14 protein-coding genes are annotated in these 19,286 nt (G+C 33.2%); 7 read left to right on the top strand and 7 right to left on the bottom strand.

What is annotated here, in order from left to right; genetic code table 11:
- Window positions 1–109 precede the first annotated feature (109 nt).
- Together APR43_RS09505 and APR43_RS09500 are read right to left on the bottom strand one after the other, a co-directional pair.
- Complete coding sequence (locus APR43_RS09505) at window positions 110–1,159, bottom strand: helix-turn-helix domain-containing protein (protein ID WP_053472494.1); 1,050 nt, start codon at window positions 1,157–1,159, stop codon at window positions 110–112.
- A 2-nt stretch (window positions 1,160–1,161) separates the two neighbouring features.
- The gene (locus tag APR43_RS09500; RefSeq protein ID WP_053472493.1) at window positions 1,162–2,223 is read right to left on the bottom strand and encodes a helix-turn-helix domain-containing protein; all 1,062 of its coding nucleotides are present in this window, start codon (window positions 2,221–2,223) and stop codon (window positions 1,162–1,164) included.
- A gap of 196 nt (window positions 2,224–2,419) precedes the next feature.
- On the opposite strand from APR43_RS09500, the gene APR43_RS09495 reads away from it, so the two are divergent.
- The 3 genes from APR43_RS09495 to APR43_RS09485 all read left to right on the top strand — a co-directional run bounded on the left by APR43_RS09495 (window position 2,420) and on the right by APR43_RS09485 (window position 7,842).
- Window positions 2,420–5,851 (top strand): hypothetical protein, encoded by a 3,432-nt coding sequence (locus tag APR43_RS09495; RefSeq protein WP_053472492.1) that lies wholly within the window; start codon window positions 2,420–2,422, stop codon window positions 5,849–5,851.
- Between the two features lie 63 nt (window positions 5,852–5,914).
- Window positions 5,915–6,484, top strand: a complete 570-nt coding sequence (locus APR43_RS09490; protein WP_053472491.1) for a hypothetical protein — start codon at window positions 5,915–5,917, stop codon at window positions 6,482–6,484.
- A gap of 281 nt (window positions 6,485–6,765) precedes the next feature.
- The gene (locus tag APR43_RS09485; protein WP_053472490.1) at window positions 6,766–7,842 is read left to right on the top strand and encodes a glycosyltransferase; all 1,077 of its coding nucleotides are present in this window, start codon (window positions 6,766–6,768) and stop codon (window positions 7,840–7,842) included.
- A gap of 125 nt (window positions 7,843–7,967) precedes the next feature.
- On the opposite strand, the gene APR43_RS09480 is transcribed toward APR43_RS09485, so the two are convergent.
- The 3 genes from APR43_RS09480 to APR43_RS09470 form a co-directional block, all read right to left on the bottom strand.
- On the bottom strand, window positions 7,968–9,263 hold the full coding sequence (locus tag APR43_RS09480) for a porin (protein WP_053472489.1): 1,296 nt from the start codon (window positions 9,261–9,263) through the stop codon (window positions 7,968–7,970).
- A gap of 162 nt (window positions 9,264–9,425) precedes the next feature.
- Entirely contained in the window at window positions 9,426–10,511 is a 1,086-nt protein-coding gene (locus APR43_RS09475) for a sensor histidine kinase (RefSeq protein ID WP_053472488.1), read from the bottom strand.
- A gap of 225 nt (window positions 10,512–10,736) precedes the next feature.
- Window positions 10,737–11,420 carry a response regulator transcription factor gene (locus APR43_RS09470; protein ID WP_012022635.1) on the bottom strand — a complete coding sequence of 228 codons (684 nt, stop codon included), beginning with the start codon at window positions 11,418–11,420 and terminating at the stop codon, window positions 10,737–10,739.
- Between the two features lie 233 nt (window positions 11,421–11,653).
- Here APR43_RS09470 and APR43_RS09465 point away from each other — a divergent pair, with 233 nt between their 5' ends.
- The 4 genes from APR43_RS09465 (at window position 11,654) to APR43_RS09450 (ending at window position 17,437) form a co-directional block, all read left to right on the top strand.
- Window positions 11,654–14,461: a TonB-dependent receptor gene (locus tag APR43_RS09465; RefSeq protein ID WP_053472487.1), complete on the top strand. Its 2,808-nt coding sequence runs from the start codon at window positions 11,654–11,656 to the stop codon at window positions 14,459–14,461.
- 200 nt (window positions 14,462–14,661) lie between these two features.
- Complete coding sequence (locus APR43_RS09460; protein ID WP_053472486.1) at window positions 14,662–15,849, top strand: hypothetical protein; 1,188 nt, start codon at window positions 14,662–14,664, stop codon at window positions 15,847–15,849.
- Between the two features lie 106 nt (window positions 15,850–15,955).
- Entirely contained in the window at window positions 15,956–16,294 is a 339-nt protein-coding gene (locus tag APR43_RS09455; RefSeq protein WP_053472555.1) for a T9SS type A sorting domain-containing protein, read from the top strand.
- A 162-nt stretch (window positions 16,295–16,456) separates the two neighbouring features.
- A complete protein-coding gene (locus APR43_RS09450) occupies window positions 16,457–17,437 on the top strand; it encodes an acyltransferase (protein WP_053472485.1) in 981 nt (326 codons plus the stop codon).
- 16 nt (window positions 17,438–17,453) lie between these two features.
- Here the strand turns inward: APR43_RS09450 and APR43_RS09445 are convergent, their stop codons facing one another.
- Window positions 17,454–17,798: a hypothetical protein gene (locus tag APR43_RS09445; protein WP_053472484.1), complete on the bottom strand. Its 345-nt coding sequence runs from the start codon at window positions 17,796–17,798 to the stop codon at window positions 17,454–17,456.
- A gap of 189 nt (window positions 17,799–17,987) precedes the next feature.
- Complete coding sequence (tyrS, locus tag APR43_RS09440) at window positions 17,988–19,283, bottom strand: tyrosine--tRNA ligase (protein WP_053472483.1); 1,296 nt, start codon at window positions 19,281–19,283, stop codon at window positions 17,988–17,990.
- Window positions 19,284–19,286 lie beyond the last annotated feature (3 nt).

Raw genomic sequence — 19,286 nt, 5'->3', positions numbered from 1 at the left:
TAAAGATTAGCGGTTTGACTTTATTTGAAACAAAAGTCATCTGAAAATCTGTGAATAAGGTTTTAGAAAGCGAAATCAGGAGTACGGATTTATAAATTAATACTCCGTTTTATGGCTGTAAAGCCTGAATTTGATAATTTAAAGGTGTGGTTCCGGTATGTTTTTTAAAGGCAGCGAAGAATGTAGATTTAGAATTAAAACCCACATCATAACCAACAGATTCTAAAGTTATTTTATCATTTGATGTTATAATTTCGCAGGCATTATTGATTCTGAATTCGTTTACGAAACTGGTAAAATTCTTTCCTAAATTATTGTTTAAAAACTGCGACAATTGATGACTTGGGATATTTATTTCCTGAGATAAATCTTTTAAACTCAAATTCGGGTTTCTGTATAATGCTTTTTCGTTCATTACTTTTTCCAGTTTTTGAGACAAAATGAAAGCTTCTTCTTCGTTTAGTTTTTTGTCTTTTTGAATGTTGAGCAAAAACAAATCATCAGTTTTTGTTCGGTATAAAAGAACTAAAATTATCAGGTATAAAATAAAAGTAAATGCCAATGCTCCGGTAATACAGGAAACAAACGGAACTCTGGCAAATCCTAAAAAGTAAGATATAAATATTAAAGCAATTCCGAAGAAAATTGTTCCAAACCATCTTTCTGAAGGAAATGTATTTTGATAGTTCTGAATTATTTTCTCCAATAATAATCTGATTTCAAAACCTGAAATAAAAATATAAGTAAACCATTGAAGAAAAATAAAAGTCACAAAATAATCATTCCATAAAACGGGATAATTTTGGTACGGAAATACAAAACCAATTATCAAAATAGTCAAAATCCAAATGGCTAAATGCGATTTCCATTTTATCGGAATCGTATTTTGGATTCCTGATTTTAAAGTAAAATATAAAAACGGCCCGATTAACAAACCTGCCGAAAGACCAATTTGTAAATAAGTTTTGGGCAGATTGTTATTGAAATACACAAAAACGGTAACGGCAATTCTGGTGCTTAAAGCAAATAAAAGTGCGCCAAGAAATAGATTAGAAATGTATTTTTTCTTAGTAAAAAACAAAAAGTACAGACTTAGAATAAATCCGTTGAAAGCGCCTAAAGCACCAAAAAAGAATAATATTTCTTTACCTAAACTCATATTTAAGTTTGTAATGCCTGAAGCTGATAATTAAGCGGTGTTGTTCCGGTATGTTTTTTAAAAGCGGCGAAAAATGTAGATTTTGAATTAAAACCCACATCATAACCCACAGATTCTAAAGTCAGTTTATCGCTTGAAGTGATGATTCTGCAAGCTTCATTTATTCTGAATTCGTTTACGAAACTGGTAAAATTCTTTCCGAGATTGTTATTTAAAAACTGGGATAATTGATGGCTCGAAATATTAATTTCTTTGGATAAATCCTGCAAATTTAAATTCGGGTTTTTATACAAACTTTTATCGTTCATTATATTTTCCAGTTTTTCGGAAATAATTATGGCTTCCGCCGAATCTATTTTTTTACCCGAAATTTTCTGGGCATTCAGTAAAAACAAATCGTCAGTTCTTTTTCGGTATAAAAGAATAGAAATTATCAGATATAAAATAAACGAAAAAACAACTGCGCCACTTATATAAGTTGCTCCTGAAGCGCCCATAATGGCTAAAAAGTAAAAAAGAAATAATAAAAAATTTCCTAGAAAAAGCATTCCGAACCACATTTCTGATGGTGTCCTTTTTTCTTTTGTATTCGCGATTTTCTTTATAATATTTCTAATTGTAAAGGCTGAAAAAATGATATAAACAAACCATTGAAAGTAAATGATTTTTATAAAATACCCTCTCCAAAGTTCAGGATAGTATTCATAAGGATATAAAATTCCCACAGCAACAATTATGGTTCCCCAAAACAGGAGCATGAATTTCCATGATTTTGGCATTACATTGATTTCTTCTACTGCCGATTTTAGAAAATAATACAAACAAGGGCCAATAAAAAAACAGGCTGTTAATCCAAACTGCAAATACATTTTGGGAAGTTCGGGATGAAAATAAACAAATACAGACTTGCCAATCCTGATGCTTAAAGCAAACAAAAGTGCGCCAAGGAAATAATTGGTCAGGTATTTTTTCTTGGTAAAAAAGAAAAAATAAATCCCGAGAATTACTCCATTGAAAGCTCCCAAAGCACTAAAAAAGAATAAAAGTTCTTTGCCAGTATCCATATTTTAAATTCGTTTTATACTGAACAAAGCTAAAAAAAAGATTGATGTGTGATGAGAATTCTGCTTCAAATTATAATTAAATATCATATATAAAATGAGCGATTGAGTTCAAAATCAGCTGGTTTCCCAATAAATAAAAGCCTCGTAATTTCTTGATTATATATACTACTTTTGAATTTTTAGAGTTAAAATGTTTATGTTGAAAAAATTACTGTTTTTTGCGGTGCTTTTTTGGTATTCCGGGCTTATGGCGCAGGATACGGAATCGCTGTACAAAACAAAAAAAGTAATTGCCGTAAAAGACACAATTCGTCTTGAGAATTTCAGTATAAACTCCAGCTTTTTTGAAATTTTAAACAGTAAAAACCAACCAATTGATTCGAGTTTTTACAAAATTGATTTTGAAAAAGGAACGCTTCTTTTAAACGAAAAATTCACTTCCGTTTCTGATACTTTAATTGTCAATTATCTCAATTATCCTGATTTTCTAACTAAAGAATACGGACTTTACAAAGACAGTCAGGTTGTAAGCAATGATGTTGGAACTGAAAAATTATACAAAATTGATAATAACAATGCTAAAAAAGTAACGCCTTTTGATGGTCTAAACACTTCCGGGAGTATTACCCGCGGCGTTACGATTGGAAATAATCAAAGTACGGTTTTGAATTCTAATCTGGATTTGCAGATTACGGGGAAAATTTCAGATAAAGTAAGTTTGCGGGCTTCGCTTCAGGATAATAATATTCCGCTTCAGGATGGTGGTTATTCGCAAAAACTCGATCAGTTTGATAATATTTTTATGGAACTTTTTACAGATGACTGGAACATTCGGGCGGGAGATGTTTTTCTGGAGAATCGGAAAACGCAATTCCTGAGTTTCAATAAAAAAGTTCAGGGACTTTCTGCCAGTTTTGATTTTGATACAGAAAAAAGTAAAACCAATGTTTTTGCTTCGGTTTCGTTTGTAAAAGGACAATATGCCAAAAGTACGTTTACGGGTCAGGAAGGAAATCAGGGACCTTATAAATTAAAAGGTCAAAATGGCGAATTGTATGTTTTGGTCATTTCTGGTTCTGAGCGTGTTTATGTAAACGGTGTTTTGCTCAAACGAGGCGAAAACAATGATTACGTTATTGATTATAATGCGGGCGAAATTGTTTTTACTTCGCTTTTTCCTATTACTTCAGAAATGAGGATTAATGTTGAATATCAATATTCTGAACGAAATTATAACCGATTAGTTACCTACGCGGGAGCAACAACCGAAAATAAAAGCTGGAGTTTTGGCGGTTATTTGTATTCTGAAAATGATTTAAAAAATCAGCCTTTACAGCAAAATTTATCGACAGAACAAGTTCAGATTTTAGGTCAGGCTGGAGATGACCAAACTAAAATGACGGCTCCTTCTGCTTATGAAGATAAATATGCCGACAATAAAATATTATATAAAAAAACGATAGTAAACGGGATTGAAGTTTATGAATATTCCAACAATTCTGCCGATGTTTTGTACAATGTAAAGTTTAGTCTTGTTGGTAATAATCTGGGAAATTATAGTATTCAGAACACGAATTCTGTGGAAAGAATTTACGAATATGTTTCGCCTGTTGGCGGTATTCCGCAGGGAAATTACGAACCAATTGTACAGCTGGTTGCGCCTATGAAAATTCAGGTTGCGACTTTTTTAGGGAAATACAATCCTGACGAAAAAACACTTGTTGACTTTGAAATCGCGATGAGCAACAATGATAAAAATTTATTTTCCGGAATTGACGATTCTGATAACGAAGGAATTGCTTTTAAAACGAATATTAAAAAACGTCTTTTTACCAGAGACTGGACTCTGGACGGTTTTGCAAATTATCAATTTGTGCAGAAAGATTTCAGATCGGTTGAGCGTTTGTATAATATTGAATTTAACCGCGACTGGAATTTAAATTCGACACTTTTAGGCAATCAGAGTTTATTGGTTACGGGCGTTAATTTTGATTTATTTGCTAAAAAAGAAACTTCAAATATTGGTTTGTTTACCTATCAATTTGAGAAATTAGATTTTACCGAAAGTTATTCGGGAGCTCGACATACAACAACGGCTTTGTTTAAATTGAAGAAATGGACGATTCAAAATCAGGGCAGTTTTTTAAATTCTGATGCGACGGCTTCGACTTCAAAATTTATCAGAAACCAAACCAGAGCAAAATATCATTTTGGCAAAAACTGGGTTGGCGGAAGTTTACAGCTTGAAGATAATCAGGAAAAAGATAAAGTTACGAATCAGTTTTCGGCTTTAAGCCAAAGGTTTTCTGAATATGGCGTTTTTGTTGGACGCGGCGACAGCACAAAGGTTTTTGTTGAATTGGGATATTTGCAACGTAGAAACGATAGTTTGCAAAATGGGCTTTTGCAGCATGTAAACAATTCGCAGACGTACTTTTTAAAGTCAAAATTAATCCAAAATAAAACGACTGATTTAGCGGTTTATGCGAGTTATCGAAATCTTGATTTTACAGATTCGAGCAGAAAAAATGAGCCTTCGTTAAATTCGAGAATTTTGTATAACGATCGCTTTTTTAATCAGTTTATGCAGATTGGAACGGCTTATGAGACGAGTTCGGGAACTATTGCGCAACAGGAATTTACTTATGTTGAAGTTCCTACGGGACAAGGCGTTTATACCTGGAACGATTATAACGGAAACGGAATTCAGGAATTGGAAGAGTTTGAAATTGCAGCTTTTCCGGATCAGGCGAAATATATTCGAATCTTTTTGCCGAATCAAATTTATATTAAAACGAATCAGAATAAATTTTCGCAATCGGTTATTCTGAATCCGCTGCAATGGCAGAATGAAAAGGGTTGGAAGAAATTGCTTTCTTATTTCTATAATCAGACTTCGTCTATTATGGATCGTAAAGTGCGAAGCAATGGCGATCGTTTAGAGCTGAATCCCTTTTATTCTTCTGAAGAAAATATTCTGGGTTTAAATTCCAGTTTCAGGAATAGTTTGTTTTACAATCGCGGTAAGCAAAAACATTCTGTTACGTATTCTTACCTTATTAATAATGGTAAAAATTTGCTTTCTATAGGTTCGCAAAATGTCAAAAACAGTTCACACCAATTGCAGTATACCCATTTATACCAAAAAAGCTGGCTGTTTAATTTGTTTACCAAAACGATAAAAACAGATTTGATTTCGGAGGATTTTGTCGAAAAGAATTATGATTTAAAAGGGTATCAGGTGGCACCAAAAATTAGTTATTTGTTTTCTAAAAATACGAGCCTCGATTTCTTTTATGAATTTCAGAACAAAGAAAACAAAATTGGAAATCAGGAGAATTTAGTCCAAAACCGATTGGGAACTTCATTTTCTTTTGCGGGTGAAAAGAAGGTAACGGTAAATGGTGAGTTTTCTTTTTATGAAAATAAGTTTACGGGAAATGAGTTTTCATCTGTTGGTTTTCAAATGCTTGAAGGACTTCAGGCGGGGCAGAATTTAGTCTGGAAATTGCTTTTGCAGAAAAATATTACTTCCTTTTTAGATGTTAATTTAAACTATCAGGGACGTAAAAGTGAGACTGGAAATACGATACATACAGGAAATATTCAGCTTCGTGCATATTTTTAATGTTTAACAAAAACATAAGAATTAATTGCTTAATTTTATGTGAATTTATAAAATATAACCAAGATGAAAAAATTATTATTACTTTGTTTTTTAGTAGTTTTATCTACTAATTTCTACGCCCAGGACACTAAAGACACTAAGGCGAAAACTGAAGCCAAAGCTAAAAAAGCAAAATCTGATGCTGATAAAGCAAAAGCCGATGCTAAAAAAGAATCTGCTAAAGCTAAAAAAGAAGCATCAAAAGCTACAGACGCATCTGCGAAAGCGCAAAAAGATGCTGCAACCAAAACGAAATCAGCGGCAGACAAAGAAGCGGCTAAAGCTAAAAAGGAAGCAGCAAGTGCAAAATCTGATGCAGCTAAAGCAAAAAAAGCTTCTGATAAAGCTGAAGGCGCAAAAACTGACGCTAAAAAAGCAAAAGCTGATGCTGACGCAGCAAGTAAATCTGCTAAGAAAGATGCCGCTGCTGCTAAAAAATCAGCTACAAAAACTGTAAAAGAAACCAACGTAAAAGCTCCAAAAACACCGGACAAGGTTACTGGAGAGTACAATGGTAAAAAAGTATACACTGGACCAAAAGGCGGAAAATACTATATTAACAAAAACGGAAATAAAACTTATATTCAGGATTAAGGAAAGATACTAAGATGCTGAGTTGCTAAGATACAAGACTTGAAGCCGAACTTACGTTCGGCTTTTTTATTTGCTGAGAAAAAACTTAGAACCTTAGTATCTCAGAAACTTAGCAACTTAACATATAAGTAACTTTGTTTTTTGTATTGGTGTATTTTCTTCTTCTTTTTAACGAAAAACAAAGCCTGAGGATGCCTGTAGAGTTAATAATTTAGTAATGTGTGCGAAATAACATAAAAAACATATTTATCTATCTTCGTTTTTTAAAAGCGTTAAAAACTATGAGCATTGATTATTCTGCTAACAAAACTATATTAGTTGCTCCATTAAATTGGGGACTTGGGCATGCAACGAGATGTATTCCTATAATTAAGGCGCTTCAAGAAAATAATTTTATTCCGATTATTGCTTCTGACGGTGTTGCGCTGGCTTTATTACGAAAGGAATTTCCATACATTCAAACTCTGGAGCTGCCTTCTTATCATATTGAATATGCTAAGAATGGTAAAAACTTTAAATGGAAGCTGATTAAAAATCTTCCGAAAATGATTACGGCCATTTTAGATGAAAAGAAAATGGTTAATGGCTGGATTAAAAAACATGGTATTGACGGAATTATTTCTGATAATCGACTGGGTGTTTTCAGCAAAAAAGTGCCTTCTGTTTTTATGACGCATCAATTGAATGTGATGACGGGAAATACGACTTGGTTTACGAGTAAATGTCATCAGCATTTTATAAAAAAATATACAGAATGCTGGGTTCCTGATTCTAATGACAAAGTGAATCTTACGGGAGACTTGGGTCATCTTAAAACAGATGAACTGAATTTACGATATATTGGCCCTTTGAGCAGAATGAAGAAAAAGGAAACGCCAAAGATTTATGACTTGATGATTATTTTATCAGGGCCTGAACCTCAACGTACTTTTCTGGATGAAAAACTGCAAAAAGAAGCTGCAAAATTTAATGGCAAGGTTGTTTTTGTACAGGGAATAGTGGAGAAAACTCAGGAAAAATGGGAAGCAGGAAATGTTACCTATTACAATTTCATGAACTCAAAACAGTTAGAGCAGACTTTTAACGAAAGTGAATTTGTGCTTTGCCGTTCTGGTTATACCACTGTTATGGATTTGGCTAAATTAGGAATGAAAGCTTTTTTTATTCCTACGCCGGGACAGTATGAACAGGAATATCTGGCGGTAAAACTTCAGGAAGAAAATCTTGTACCATATGCAATGCAAGACGACTTTACAATTGAAGATTTATCAAAAGTAAAGTCGTTTAAAGGTTTGTCTCAATTTAAAAATGAAATAGACTGGGACTTATTATTTAGTGTTTTTGAAGATCATTTATAAAAAATAAAAATCTGTGTCAATCTGCGATTTTGCAAAAGCAAATCCGTTTAATCTGTGTCTAATTTTCGACGCAGATTAAACGGATTCACTATCGTGAAAACGCGGATTGACACGGATTTTATTTTTTAGAAGTTGAACTGCGCTTGTAATCGCAATACATTTCCTTGTTGTCTGTTTATTGGAAGCGCGCTGTCTTCAAAAGTTCTGTCGGCGATTACGTATTCTGCCGTTAGTTCAAAAGCTTTAATTGGCTGCCATTCGACACCAAATTCGTAATCTCTTACGACATAACTTCTGGCATCTTTTTCGTATTTTTTTCCTCCGTCATAATATTGAAATTTGGCAAAAGGATAAATATGCTGTTTTTTGATGTCCCATTTATAGTTTAGTAAAACATAACCTCCGTTTAAATCGGTTTCGTCAACATGATTGGTTAACGTATTATAACGAGGACCTCTTCCTATATTGTATTCCGTCTGGATTCCGAATGGTTTTGGATATAAAACAAACGTTGCTCCAAGTCTTTGGTCTTTCACATATTGCGGATCGTCAACAGTTACTCCATTAGAAATTTCTCCTGTAAATGCCCATTTTCCTGTGTAAGCCTGAATTCCCGGTTCGATAATCTGATTTCCAATTACGAATGGATACGTTACTCTGGCTACTACATTTAAATCTCTGTTTCCGTCTATTTTATTAGCAATTTGTCCGTTATAAACTCCAAAGGCAAATACTCCAAAATCTCCTGAACCTTTGTATCCGTCTTTTACTAACATGGCAAAACGCTCTCTAATTTCGGCTGGAGCCCAGTAAAAGAACATTCCTAAATCACGTTCATTTGCTATTGAACTGTTTATGGCATCGGCACGATCCAGAGTTAAACGCTGCGAACTTGACTGCATGTTTTCAAATCCGTATGGAATTTTACTCTGCCCAACACGAATGCGGTATTCTTTTTTCTTATCAAAAGAAAGGTCAAAATAAAGATCTCGGATTTGGACGAAATTCTGAATTCCAGTTACAGGCGAACTGGCAAAATCGGGTTGAAAATAGAAAAATACATTTGGATGAACCTGTCCAGAAAACACTAAACGGGCACGACGAATGAAAAGTCCATTGTTTGCTTTTGCATCTGGAGCGGTTGAAGTTGTTCCCCAGGATTTATCACATTGCTCACAGGATACTTTATCATTTGTAGAAAAAAGTCCGTTGTATCTAATTTGAGCATAACCCCTTAAAGAGATTCTGTCGTACCAGTGTTCTTCAACTCCTCCTCCGGATTTAGTTTCCGGAAGTTTTGCTTTATTGATGGAATCTAAAATACGAAGTACTTCATTTTTTACTTCTTGTTTGTTTATTTCCTGCGCATTTGCAGCACAAGTAATCAGCATTAAAACGGCTAATATTTTTCTTTTTATCATTAGTTCTTTAATTCCCTTAATTTCAGGATGCAAAGATGACTCACCTATGTTAAGAAATCATTAACAAGATGTTACCATAATAAAAATTTAATGTTATCGCCGGAAGTTTTATGTTGATTTATTGTTAAACACCCTGTTTTAGGGCGTTTGACAAAAACTCAATTACAATTTTTTAACCTCGGCTTTTTGTATTTTAAATGCTTTTTCGAGTGTAAAAGAGAATTCTGAACCAATTCCGAACTCACTTTCTACATAAACTTTCTCTTTGTGTGCTTCAATAATATGCTTTACAATGGCTAAACCTAAACCAGAACCTCCTTCAGAACGTGTTCCGCTTTTATCAACTCGGTAAAAACGTTCAAAAAGTCTTGGAATGTTTTGTTTTTCAACTCCTTCTCCATTATCACTGATACGAATTAAGACTTTTTTCTTGGTTAGGTTTACAACTCCCACTTCGGTCAAACCGCCTTCTTTTCCGTATTTAATGGAGTTGACAATCAGATTTTCTAAAACCTGCTGAATTCTGTCCTGATCTCCGCGAATAATTACCGACTGTACATTTTTGCTTTCAAAAGCCAGTTTAATTTTCTTTTTATCGGCTTTCATTTCCAGTAAATCAAAAACATTCTGGATCAATTCAACGATATCAAAATCAGTCATATTCAAATCTAAATCACCAGACTCCAGTTTGGTAATCATATCTAAATCTTCAACTATATATATAAGACGTTCTACACCTTTTTCGGCACGTTTTAAATATTTTTTTCTGATGTGTTTATCGTCCATTGCACCATCGAGCAAAGTTGAAACATATCCCTGAACGGTAAATAATGGTGTTTTTAATTCGTGCGAAACATTACCAAGAAATTCCCTGCGGTATTGTTCACGAATTTCGAGCATTTCGATTTCGAGTTTTTTATCGGTTGCAAACTTTTTCACTTCGCGCGAAAGCGTTTCCATATCTGTAGTAATGGGCTGGTTGATTAGTGTTGTGGATTCTAATAACGAAACCTCATCATATATTTTCTTTACTCTTCGATAAATAAAACGTTCAACGCGGTACTGTAAAACCAAAAAGGAGAATATATAAATGGATATTATGAAAATAATTCCAAATGCAATTTGATGTTTTAACTGATTTTTATACAATAACGACATCAGAATCAGTACAAATCCTGTCGAGAAAAGACTGATATACAATGCCGATTTTATAGCAAATTTGTATGTTTTTTTAAAATTGATTTTCATTGATATATTTAAAATATAAAACCATTAAGAGCTTATTCTTTTCACCATAAGTTATATAAGTTCATTTAAAAATAAGCTTATTTGTTTGGATTACAAAACAATGTAAAAAAGTAAATCTTTGCCAAAGTTCAGAACTTTGACAAAGATAATTTTAATACAAAAGTATGTACACTATAATTTAAATGAACTTATATAACTTATATGGTTCAAATTTATATAGAATTTTTAAACTTCAAATTTATACCCAACACCTTTTATGGTTTTAAAAAGGTCTTCTCCTATTTTTTCACGCAGTTTTCTGATGTGAACATCGATTGTTCTTCCTCCTACTACAACTTCATTTCCCCAAACTTTATCAAGGATTTCATCTCTTTTGAAAACTTTCCCTGGTTTTGAAGCTAATAAATAAAATAATTCGAATTCTTTTCTTGGTAAAGCAATTTCGACATTGCCTTTTATGATTTTATATTCTTCGCGGTTAATCTCGATTCCGCCAACATTTATAGTATCTGTAACGACTTCTTGTTCTTTTAACCTTCTTAACAAAGCCTTTACTTTAGACACTAATAATTTTGGCTTGATTGGCTTTGTAATATAGTCATCAGCACCTGCGTCAAAACCAGCTACTTGCGAATAATCTTCGCTTCTTGCGGTAAGGAATGTTATGATAACATTATTTAACTCAGGAATTTTTCTGATGTGCTCACAAGCTTCCATCCCGTCCATTTCTGCCATCATCACGTCCATGATAATTAATTCCGGCAATTCTTTCTGAGCCTTTGCTATAGCGTCTTTTCCATTAGAAGCTGTAACAATCTGGTAGCCTTCCTGAGCGAGGTTATAGCCAACGATTTCTAAAATGTCCGGTTCGTCGTCAACTAATAAAATCTTAGTTTGTGTTTTTTTCATAAATAGCAAAAATTGAGATTTTTACATCAAATATTCTTAATTATTTATTCGATGTTTTTTATTTCACAGCGTAAATATACTAACAAATGAACGGTTAAAAATTGGTGTTAACCGTAATTTAATCTCATAACAATTTCATAATCTTAACAACACAAAAACATAACAAGTCCGTAACATGAACTTTACAGGGCGGTTCTTTCTTTGCACAAAAATAAATTAAACACAACACACAAATGAAATTCAATTTAAGATTTCTATTTATTGCATTATTTATCTGTACGATTTCGATCGCGCAAAACAAAGGTACGATTTCTGGAGTTCTGACTGACAAAGAATCGAACAATGCAGCGTTACCTTTTGCTAATGTTTTAATTAAAGGTACAAATATTAGCGTTAATACTGACATTGACGGAAAATATTCGTTGAATGTAAATCCTGGAAACTACACTATTATTTTTAGTTTTGTAGGATATGAAACTAAAGAAGCTCCGGTTACTGTAAAAGCAGGTGAAACTGTAGTTATAAATCAAATACTTTCTTCTGGAAGTTTTACTCTTAAAGATGTTGTTGTAAAATCTACAGCAAACAAAGAAAAAGAAACTGCTCTTTTATTAGACCAAAAAAATGCTGTTGTTATCAAACAAAGTATTGGTGCACAGGAAATGTCCAGAAAAGGTGTAAGCGACGTTGAAGAAGGTTTAACAAAAGTAACAGGAATTACAAAAGTAGGATCAAGAGGTATATTTGTTCGTGGTCTGGAAGATCGTTACAACAACTTATTGATCAATGATCTTGCTGTTCCGTCAAACAGCCCTTTTTCAAAAATTGTTCCTCTTGATTTGTTTCCAACAAACATTGTAGGTGTTATTGATGTATACAAAACATTTAACCCAAATATTTATGGAGATTTTGCTGGTGGAACTTTTAACATTCAAACTTCAAAGGTTTCTAAAAACATTACCAAAATAAATATTGGTGCAGGATATACTACTGGAAACAGTTTTAAAGATTTCTTGCTTTCTGCTGATGCAGATTCTGCTGCAGGATTTTTTGGGTTTAACGGAAAAGACAGAGAGCTGCCAAGCTTTTTAGGTGAAACTGCCGGCAGAACAACTTTTACACAAGATCAGGCATTAAACTCTGTAAGTAATGATAAAGGTTTTAATGTTAGTAAAACAAAAAGCCCATTAAACTCTAGTTTCAATTTTCTTCATGCAGAAAAATTTGACTTAAGCAATGATCGTAACCTTTCATACTTATTGTCTCTTAATTTCGACAATAGTTATGCTGTTAGAGAAGGTGTAAGCAGAACGCTTCAAACTCTTGGTGATAAATACAATAATGATTTTGTTAATACTGAATACCGTTTAAAAACTAGTACATCTGCATTAATTGGAGTAAATTATACTACTGAAAGATTTAAGTTAGCTTTTAATACTTTGTATTTAAAAACAACATTAAACTCAATTTTAGATCAATACGGTGTTTTAAGCAACAATGGAGTTAAAAACAACTTTATCCGTACTAACCAATTGGATAAAACAGATTATTTAAATGCTCAATTATTAGGAGAATATAGTTTGACAGAAGATAAAAACCAAACTTTAAAAGGTGGTGTATCTTATGCAAATACAAAATACGGACAACCTGATAGAAAATTTTTCTCAGGAACTCAGGAAAGTGAAAATCAAATTAACACTTCTTACGGTGGTAACAACTTCTTACGTCAGTATTTAGATGTAGATGGAAATGTATTTGTTTCCGGATTATTAGAATACAACTTGAAATTTGGAAAAGATGGAAAACAAAACAAATTGACAGTTGGTTATAACGGAAATGTTTCTAAAATGGAATCTTCTTATCGATTTGTTGCTAGTAATGGCGGAACTTTTACATCAACAGATATAAATAATATTGATACAAAAATTACAAATGACATTAACAGCAATGCCGTTTTCTTTAACGAAAGTTCAAACACTACTTACAAAGTAAAATTGAATGAAAGTGCAAATGCCGGATACGCAAACTTATTCTTGAAATTTGCAGAGAAATTTGAACTTAATGGAGGTGTAAGAGTTGAAAGTACTATTAAAGAAACATACTACAGAACTTTAGGTTCTTTTGATGATCCTTTCAAATTAAAAAAATACAACAACCTTTATGTTTTACCATCGTTAAACCTGAAGTATCTTTTAAACGATACATCAAACATTCGTTTTGCAGCAAGTAAAACTTATACAAAACCAGTTGTAATGGAATCTTTCCCAATATCATACATCAATGCAGATAATACTTCGACTCAAGGAAACTCTTTATTGAAAAATAGTGATAACTATAATGTTGATTTAAAGTACGAAGTTTTCCCAACTGCTAAAGAAATGTTGACTTTTGGAGTATTCGGAAAATATATCGACAATCCTATCGAAAGAACGTTTATTGCTAATGCAACATCTGGAACTGTAACTACATTTTTAAATTCAGATAACGCAACATTATTTGGAGCTGAAGTTGAATTTTTATTAGGGTTAAACAGAATAAGTGAAAGCTTACAGCATTTCTCTTTTGGATTAAACGCTTCTGTTATGTCTACAAAAGTAAATGTTGCAAAAACTTACGAATCTCAGGACGAAGACGGTTTGGTTACGGTTAAAAATTCAATCGAAACACACCAGACAAGATCTTTACAAGGTGCATCGGACTGGTTGATTAATTCTGATTTGAAGTATGAATTCAATTTAGCTAAAGACTGGACAAACACAATGTCACTTGTTTATGGTGTATTCGGAAAAAGAATTTACGCAGTAGGTACAAACGGTCAGGACAATACTTATGAATTACCTGTATCGCAATTGGACTTTGTTTGGGGAAGTAAAATTTCAGAACACTTTGATGTAAAATTCACAGCTGATAACTTATTAAATCCAGTAAGAAAATTAGAATTTGGAAACAACGGAACTGTAAAAGTTGACGAGCCATCTTTATTGGCTAACAGTTATAAAAGAGGTGTTGGTTTTTCTGTAAAATTAGGATACACGTTTTAATACACAACATATCGCAAATAAAAGGCTCCAGATATCTGGAGCCTTTTTATTTTAAAAGACAAATCAAAAATCCTGCTTAACATTCTCTTCACATTTTAATTAATTTTTGGTAACCGTAATGTAATGTTCAGGTAACGCCTTAAAGAGATTAACCAATTAATTTTGGCATTATAAAAACGAAATAATACAACACACAAATTATGAAAACTAAATTTTTTGCTTTAGCCCTTGCTACAAGTTTATTTTTAAATTCTTGCTCTAGTAGTGACGATCCTACTCCTGTTACTCCGCCTGCAACTGGAGAAATTACAGGTCCAATATCTGCTAACAAAACTTTTGCTTACGGTAACTACACTTTAAAAGGAATTGTAAAAATTAATTCTGGTGTAACTGTAACTTTTGATGCAGGATCTACAATCACTATAGACAAAGCTACTGGAGATAATGCTTTAGTTGTTTTAAACGGTGGAAAATTAATCATCAACGGAACTGCTGACAAACCAGTTGTATTTACAGAAAAATCTAAACTTCCAGGTTCTTGGGGAGGAATCATCATGTACGGTGATGCTCCTGCAAAAGTTGCTGGTGGAGGAACTTCTTCAACTTCAGAAGACGGAAACAATATTTCTTACGGAGGAACTAATGCAACTCACAATGGTGGTTCATTAAACTATGTAAGAGTTGAATATGCTGGATCTAAATTAGCTGATGGTCAAAAAGAAAACAATGCTTTTACTTTTTACTCAGTAGGATCAGGAACAACTTTAGATCACTTAGTAGCTTACAAAGGTGCTGATGACGGATTCGAATTCTTCGGAGGAACTGTGAGTATGACAAACGCTATTTCTTTCGGAAACTATGATGATGCATTCGACTGGCAAGATGGATGGCAAGGTACTGCTAATACAAACTGGTATGCTTACCAAACAGGAAAAGGAAACTACGGAATGGAAATCGAAGCTTCTGCAAATGACAATGCTTTCGGGCCAAAAGTTACTAACATTACTTTAAAAAGAGAAGCTGGAAACGTTCCTGAAGTTGGAGATAACCAAGTTGATGCTTTCCAATTCAAAAGAGAAGGTAACGGAGAATACAGCAACATTATTGTTGATGGTTACGGAAACTTTACAACTGGAACTACAACTTACAAAGGTAGCGTAGTAAGTATCTTAGATGCTGCAACAAATACACACCAGGTAAACACTGGAAAAATAAAAGTTTTAAATGTTAAAATTAGCAATACTACAAACGTAATCCCTGTTGCTGGTGTTGATACATTTACAGTTTCTTTCCCAGCTGGAACTTTTACAACAAGTACTACAGCTACTGGAGCTTCATTGACTACAGGAAACTGGGCTACAGTTGACGGAACAAACTTGATCAAATAAGACATACCGCATAAAATTGTTAAAAACATCCTAAATTATTAGGATGTTTTTTTTTGGCGTAGTTTTTGTAATTTTTTTTGTATATTTACTTACACAAACAAATGCGATGGCAAAAAACTACTTTTATATTACATTCTTATTGGCTTTTTTCTTTACTGTAAGTGTCTCGGCACAAGACAGTAAGCAATTACCAAAAACTCAAGACGCTACAGGTATTGAGGGACTAAGCTTGTACCCTAATCCTGTTACCAGCGGAAGAGTATATATTTCTTCTAAAAATGATCTGGAGAAAGAAATAATCGTTTTTGATATATTAGGAAAAAAAGTACTGCAGACGCATTTAGCTTCCAGAGAACTTAGCGTTGCAGATTTAGTTCCAGGCGTTTATATCATAAAAATAAGCGAACAAAACTCCTCCTCAACCCGAAAATTAATTATCCGATAAAATAAAAAAAGCTCCTTTTTGGGAGCTTTTTTTATAGTTTGCAGTGTTCAGTTTTTAGTATTCAGTTTCTGTAAAAGCTTATAAATGTGAAATTAGACTGAACACCAAAAAACTGAACACTGAAAACTAAAAAAATAAATATCTTTGCACAAAAAAGAAGTTTTGATTACAGCCAGCGATATATTTACGATTTCAAGCCATAAACAATTTGAAAAAACAGCATTAAAAGTGTTTCGCTTTCAATACGCTAATAACGCCGTATATCGCGATTTCTGTGATTTTTTAAAGACAGATGTTCAGCAGGTAAAATCATTGCAGCAAATTCCTTTTTTACCTATTCAGTTTTTCAAAAGCCACGATGTGGTTTCTAATGAAAATCCTGCTCAGGTAACTTTTACCAGCAGCGGTACAACCGGAATGATTACCAGCCGACATTTAGTGACCGATGTTTCCCTATATGAGGAAAGTTACCGCAAGGGATTTTCACAATTTTACGGCAATATTGAAGATTATGTTGTTTTAGCTCTTTTGCCTTCTTATTTAGAGCGCGAGGGATCTTCGCTTATTTATATGGTCGAAGACTTGATAAAGCTGTCCAATCAACCTGAGAGCGGCTTTTATTTACACAACCACGACGACTTAATTAAAAAGCTGACTGAATTAGACCAAGCGGGTCAAAATGTGATTTTAATTGGTGTTACATATGCCTTATTAGATTTGATTGAAAAACATCAATTCAATCTTCAAAATACCATTATTATGGAAACCGGAGGAATGAAAGGAAAACGCAAGGAAATGATTCGCGAAGAACTTCACGAAATACTTTGTAAAGGTTTTGGTGTTTCTTCTATTCATTCAGAATACGGAATGACAGAACTTTTAGCACAAGCCTATTCTTTGGGTGAAGGTGTTTTTGAATGTCCGTCATGGATGCACATTTTAGTTCGTGATCCCGAAGATGCTCTCACTTACGTAAACGACGGAAAAACCGGAGGAATTAACGTAATTGACTTAGCTAATATCAATTCCTGTTCTTTTATTGCAACGCAGGATTTAGGCAAAAAAAATCCCAACAACTCTTTCGAAGTATTGGGACGTTTTGATAATTCTGATATTCGCGGCTGCAACTTAATGGTTTTGTAAATTGGTTAATCGTTAATTAATTTTCTTCTATTAAACCTATACTTTCTATTCCTTCTTTTTTAGATAATTCTCTTTCTTTTTCGCCTTTGCTTTCTAAATATTTATAAACACCATAACAGCCTAAACCTCCTAAAAGCGCAAAAAAGAAATCTAAACCAGAACTATAGCTGCTTTCATCATCCATCGCATCAAGTCCATTTAGAACTCCAATCGCAATTACATACACAATAGCAGACAAAAAAGTAATTCCGTAATATGATCCTAATCCGATAAAGAAATACTTCCATTTGTTCTTATCATATTCAATTGCCAAATTGCTAAACGCTTTCCAAATCCAATAAATAAATATAAATCCGATCATAAATTTTGTTTTTAGAGGATAAACATACTAAAAATATTATTCGATTTAAAAAAATACTATCTACCAACGAAACATTAAGGAATGATTTTTAAAATAAAAAAATCCCAACAATTCTTCCGAACTATTGGGATCTATATAATATATTCTAGCTTTAAGAAAATCGATTAACCAATTAAACAGTTAAACCATTTAAACTACTCTAATCACAAAATAATTTTTCTTTCCACTTTGTAATAACACAAACTGATTATTAATCAAATCATTTGTACTCAAAACAAAATCTTCTTTAATTTTCTCTCTGTTTACAGAAATTGAATTAGCTGTTAAAGCTCTTCTCGCCTCTCCGTTTGATTTAAAGAAACCCGTTTTTTCATTTAAAACCGAGATAATATCTAATCCGTTTTCTAAATCTGCTTTTGCAATTTCAGCTTGAGGAACTCCGTCAAAAACTTCTAAGAAAGTCGCTTCATCTAACTGTTTCAAATCTTCGGCAGTAGAATTTCCAAATAAAATATTCGAAGCCTGAATTGCTTTTTCTAATTCTTCTTTACTGTGAACAAAAATCGTGATTTCTTCAGCTAGTTTCTTTTGTAAAATTCTTAAATGCGGCGCTGCCTGATGTTCAGCAATTAAACCATCAATAGTTTCTTTATCTAAAAAAGTAAAGATTTTAATATATTTCTCTGCATCAACATCTGTAGCATTTACCCAAAATTGGTAAAATTTGTAAACAGAAGTTTTATCAGCATCTAACCAAACATTTCCACCTTCAGATTTACCAAATTTAGATCCGTCAGCTTTTGTGATTAATGGCGTTGTCAATGCAAAAGCTTTTGCACTTTCTCCGCCCATTCTGCGTACTAATTCTGTACCCGTGGTAATATTTCCCCATTGGTCAGAACCTCCCATTTGCAAAAGGCAGTTATTGTTTTTATATAAATGATAAAAATCGTATCCCTGAATTAATTGATAAGTAAACTCCGTGAAAGACATTCCTTCACCTTCTCCGTTAATTCTCTTTTTAACAGAATCCTTCGCCATCATATAATTTACCGTAATACGTTTTCCAACTTCACGGGCAAAATCAATAAACGAGAATTCTTTCATCCAGTCATAGTTATTAACCATAATTGGAGCGTTTGCTTCTTTTGAATTAAAGTCTAAGAAACGAGACAGAACACTTTTAATTCCAGCCACGTTTTTAGCCAAAGTTTCTTCGTTCAACAAATTTCTTTCGTCAGATTTTCCAGAAGGATCACCAATCATTCCGGTCGCGCCGCCCACAAGGGCAATTGGCTGATGACCAAAATTCTTTAAATGAACCAATAAAATAATCTGAACCATACTGCCAATATGCAGCGAATCTGCCGTTGGATCAAAACCAATATATGCCGCCGTTACCTCTTTTAGCAATTGTTCTTCCGTTCCTGGCATGCTATCATGGTATAAACCGCGCCATTTTAATTCTTCAACTAGATTCTTCATTTT

The sequence above is a fragment of the Flavobacterium sp. NLM genome, from assembly GCF_002210235.1.
Classification (GTDB): domain Bacteria; phylum Bacteroidota; class Bacteroidia; order Flavobacteriales; family Flavobacteriaceae; genus Flavobacterium; species Flavobacterium panici.
This window is presented reverse-complemented; position numbering and strand designations above follow the sequence as displayed.

Excerpts from the sequence above, each read along its gene's own strand:
- APR43_RS09505 (WP_053472494.1), bottom strand. The coding sequence starts at position 1,159 with ATGAGTTTAGGTAAAGAAATATTATTCTTTTTTGGTGCTTTAGGCGCT.
- APR43_RS09500 (WP_053472493.1), bottom strand. The coding sequence starts at position 2,223 with ATGGATACTGGCAAAGAACTTTTATTCTTTTTTAGTGCTTTGGGAGCT.
- APR43_RS09495 (WP_053472492.1), top strand. The coding sequence starts at position 2,420 with ATGTTGAAAAAATTACTGTTTTTTGCGGTGCTTTTTTGGTATTCCGGG.
- APR43_RS09490 (WP_053472491.1), top strand. The coding sequence starts at position 5,915 with ATGAAAAAATTATTATTACTTTGTTTTTTAGTAGTTTTATCTACTAAT.
- APR43_RS09485 (WP_053472490.1), top strand. The coding sequence starts at position 6,766 with ATGAGCATTGATTATTCTGCTAACAAAACTATATTAGTTGCTCCATTA.
- APR43_RS09480 (WP_053472489.1), bottom strand. The coding sequence starts at position 9,263 with ATGATAAAAAGAAAAATATTAGCCGTTTTAATGCTGATTACTTGTGCT.
- APR43_RS09475 (WP_053472488.1), bottom strand. The coding sequence starts at position 10,511 with ATGAAAATCAATTTTAAAAAAACATACAAATTTGCTATAAAATCGGCA.
- APR43_RS09470 (WP_012022635.1), bottom strand. The coding sequence starts at position 11,420 with ATGAAAAAAACACAAACTAAGATTTTATTAGTTGACGACGAACCGGAC.
- APR43_RS09465 (WP_053472487.1), top strand. The coding sequence starts at position 11,654 with ATGAAATTCAATTTAAGATTTCTATTTATTGCATTATTTATCTGTACG.
- APR43_RS09460 (WP_053472486.1), top strand. The coding sequence starts at position 14,662 with ATGAAAACTAAATTTTTTGCTTTAGCCCTTGCTACAAGTTTATTTTTA.
- APR43_RS09455 (WP_053472555.1), top strand. The coding sequence starts at position 15,956 with ATGGCAAAAAACTACTTTTATATTACATTCTTATTGGCTTTTTTCTTT.
- APR43_RS09445 (WP_053472484.1), bottom strand. The coding sequence starts at position 17,798 with ATGATCGGATTTATATTTATTTATTGGATTTGGAAAGCGTTTAGCAAT.
- tyrS (WP_053472483.1), bottom strand. The coding sequence starts at position 19,283 with ATGAAGAATCTAGTTGAAGAATTAAAATGGCGCGGTTTATACCATGAT.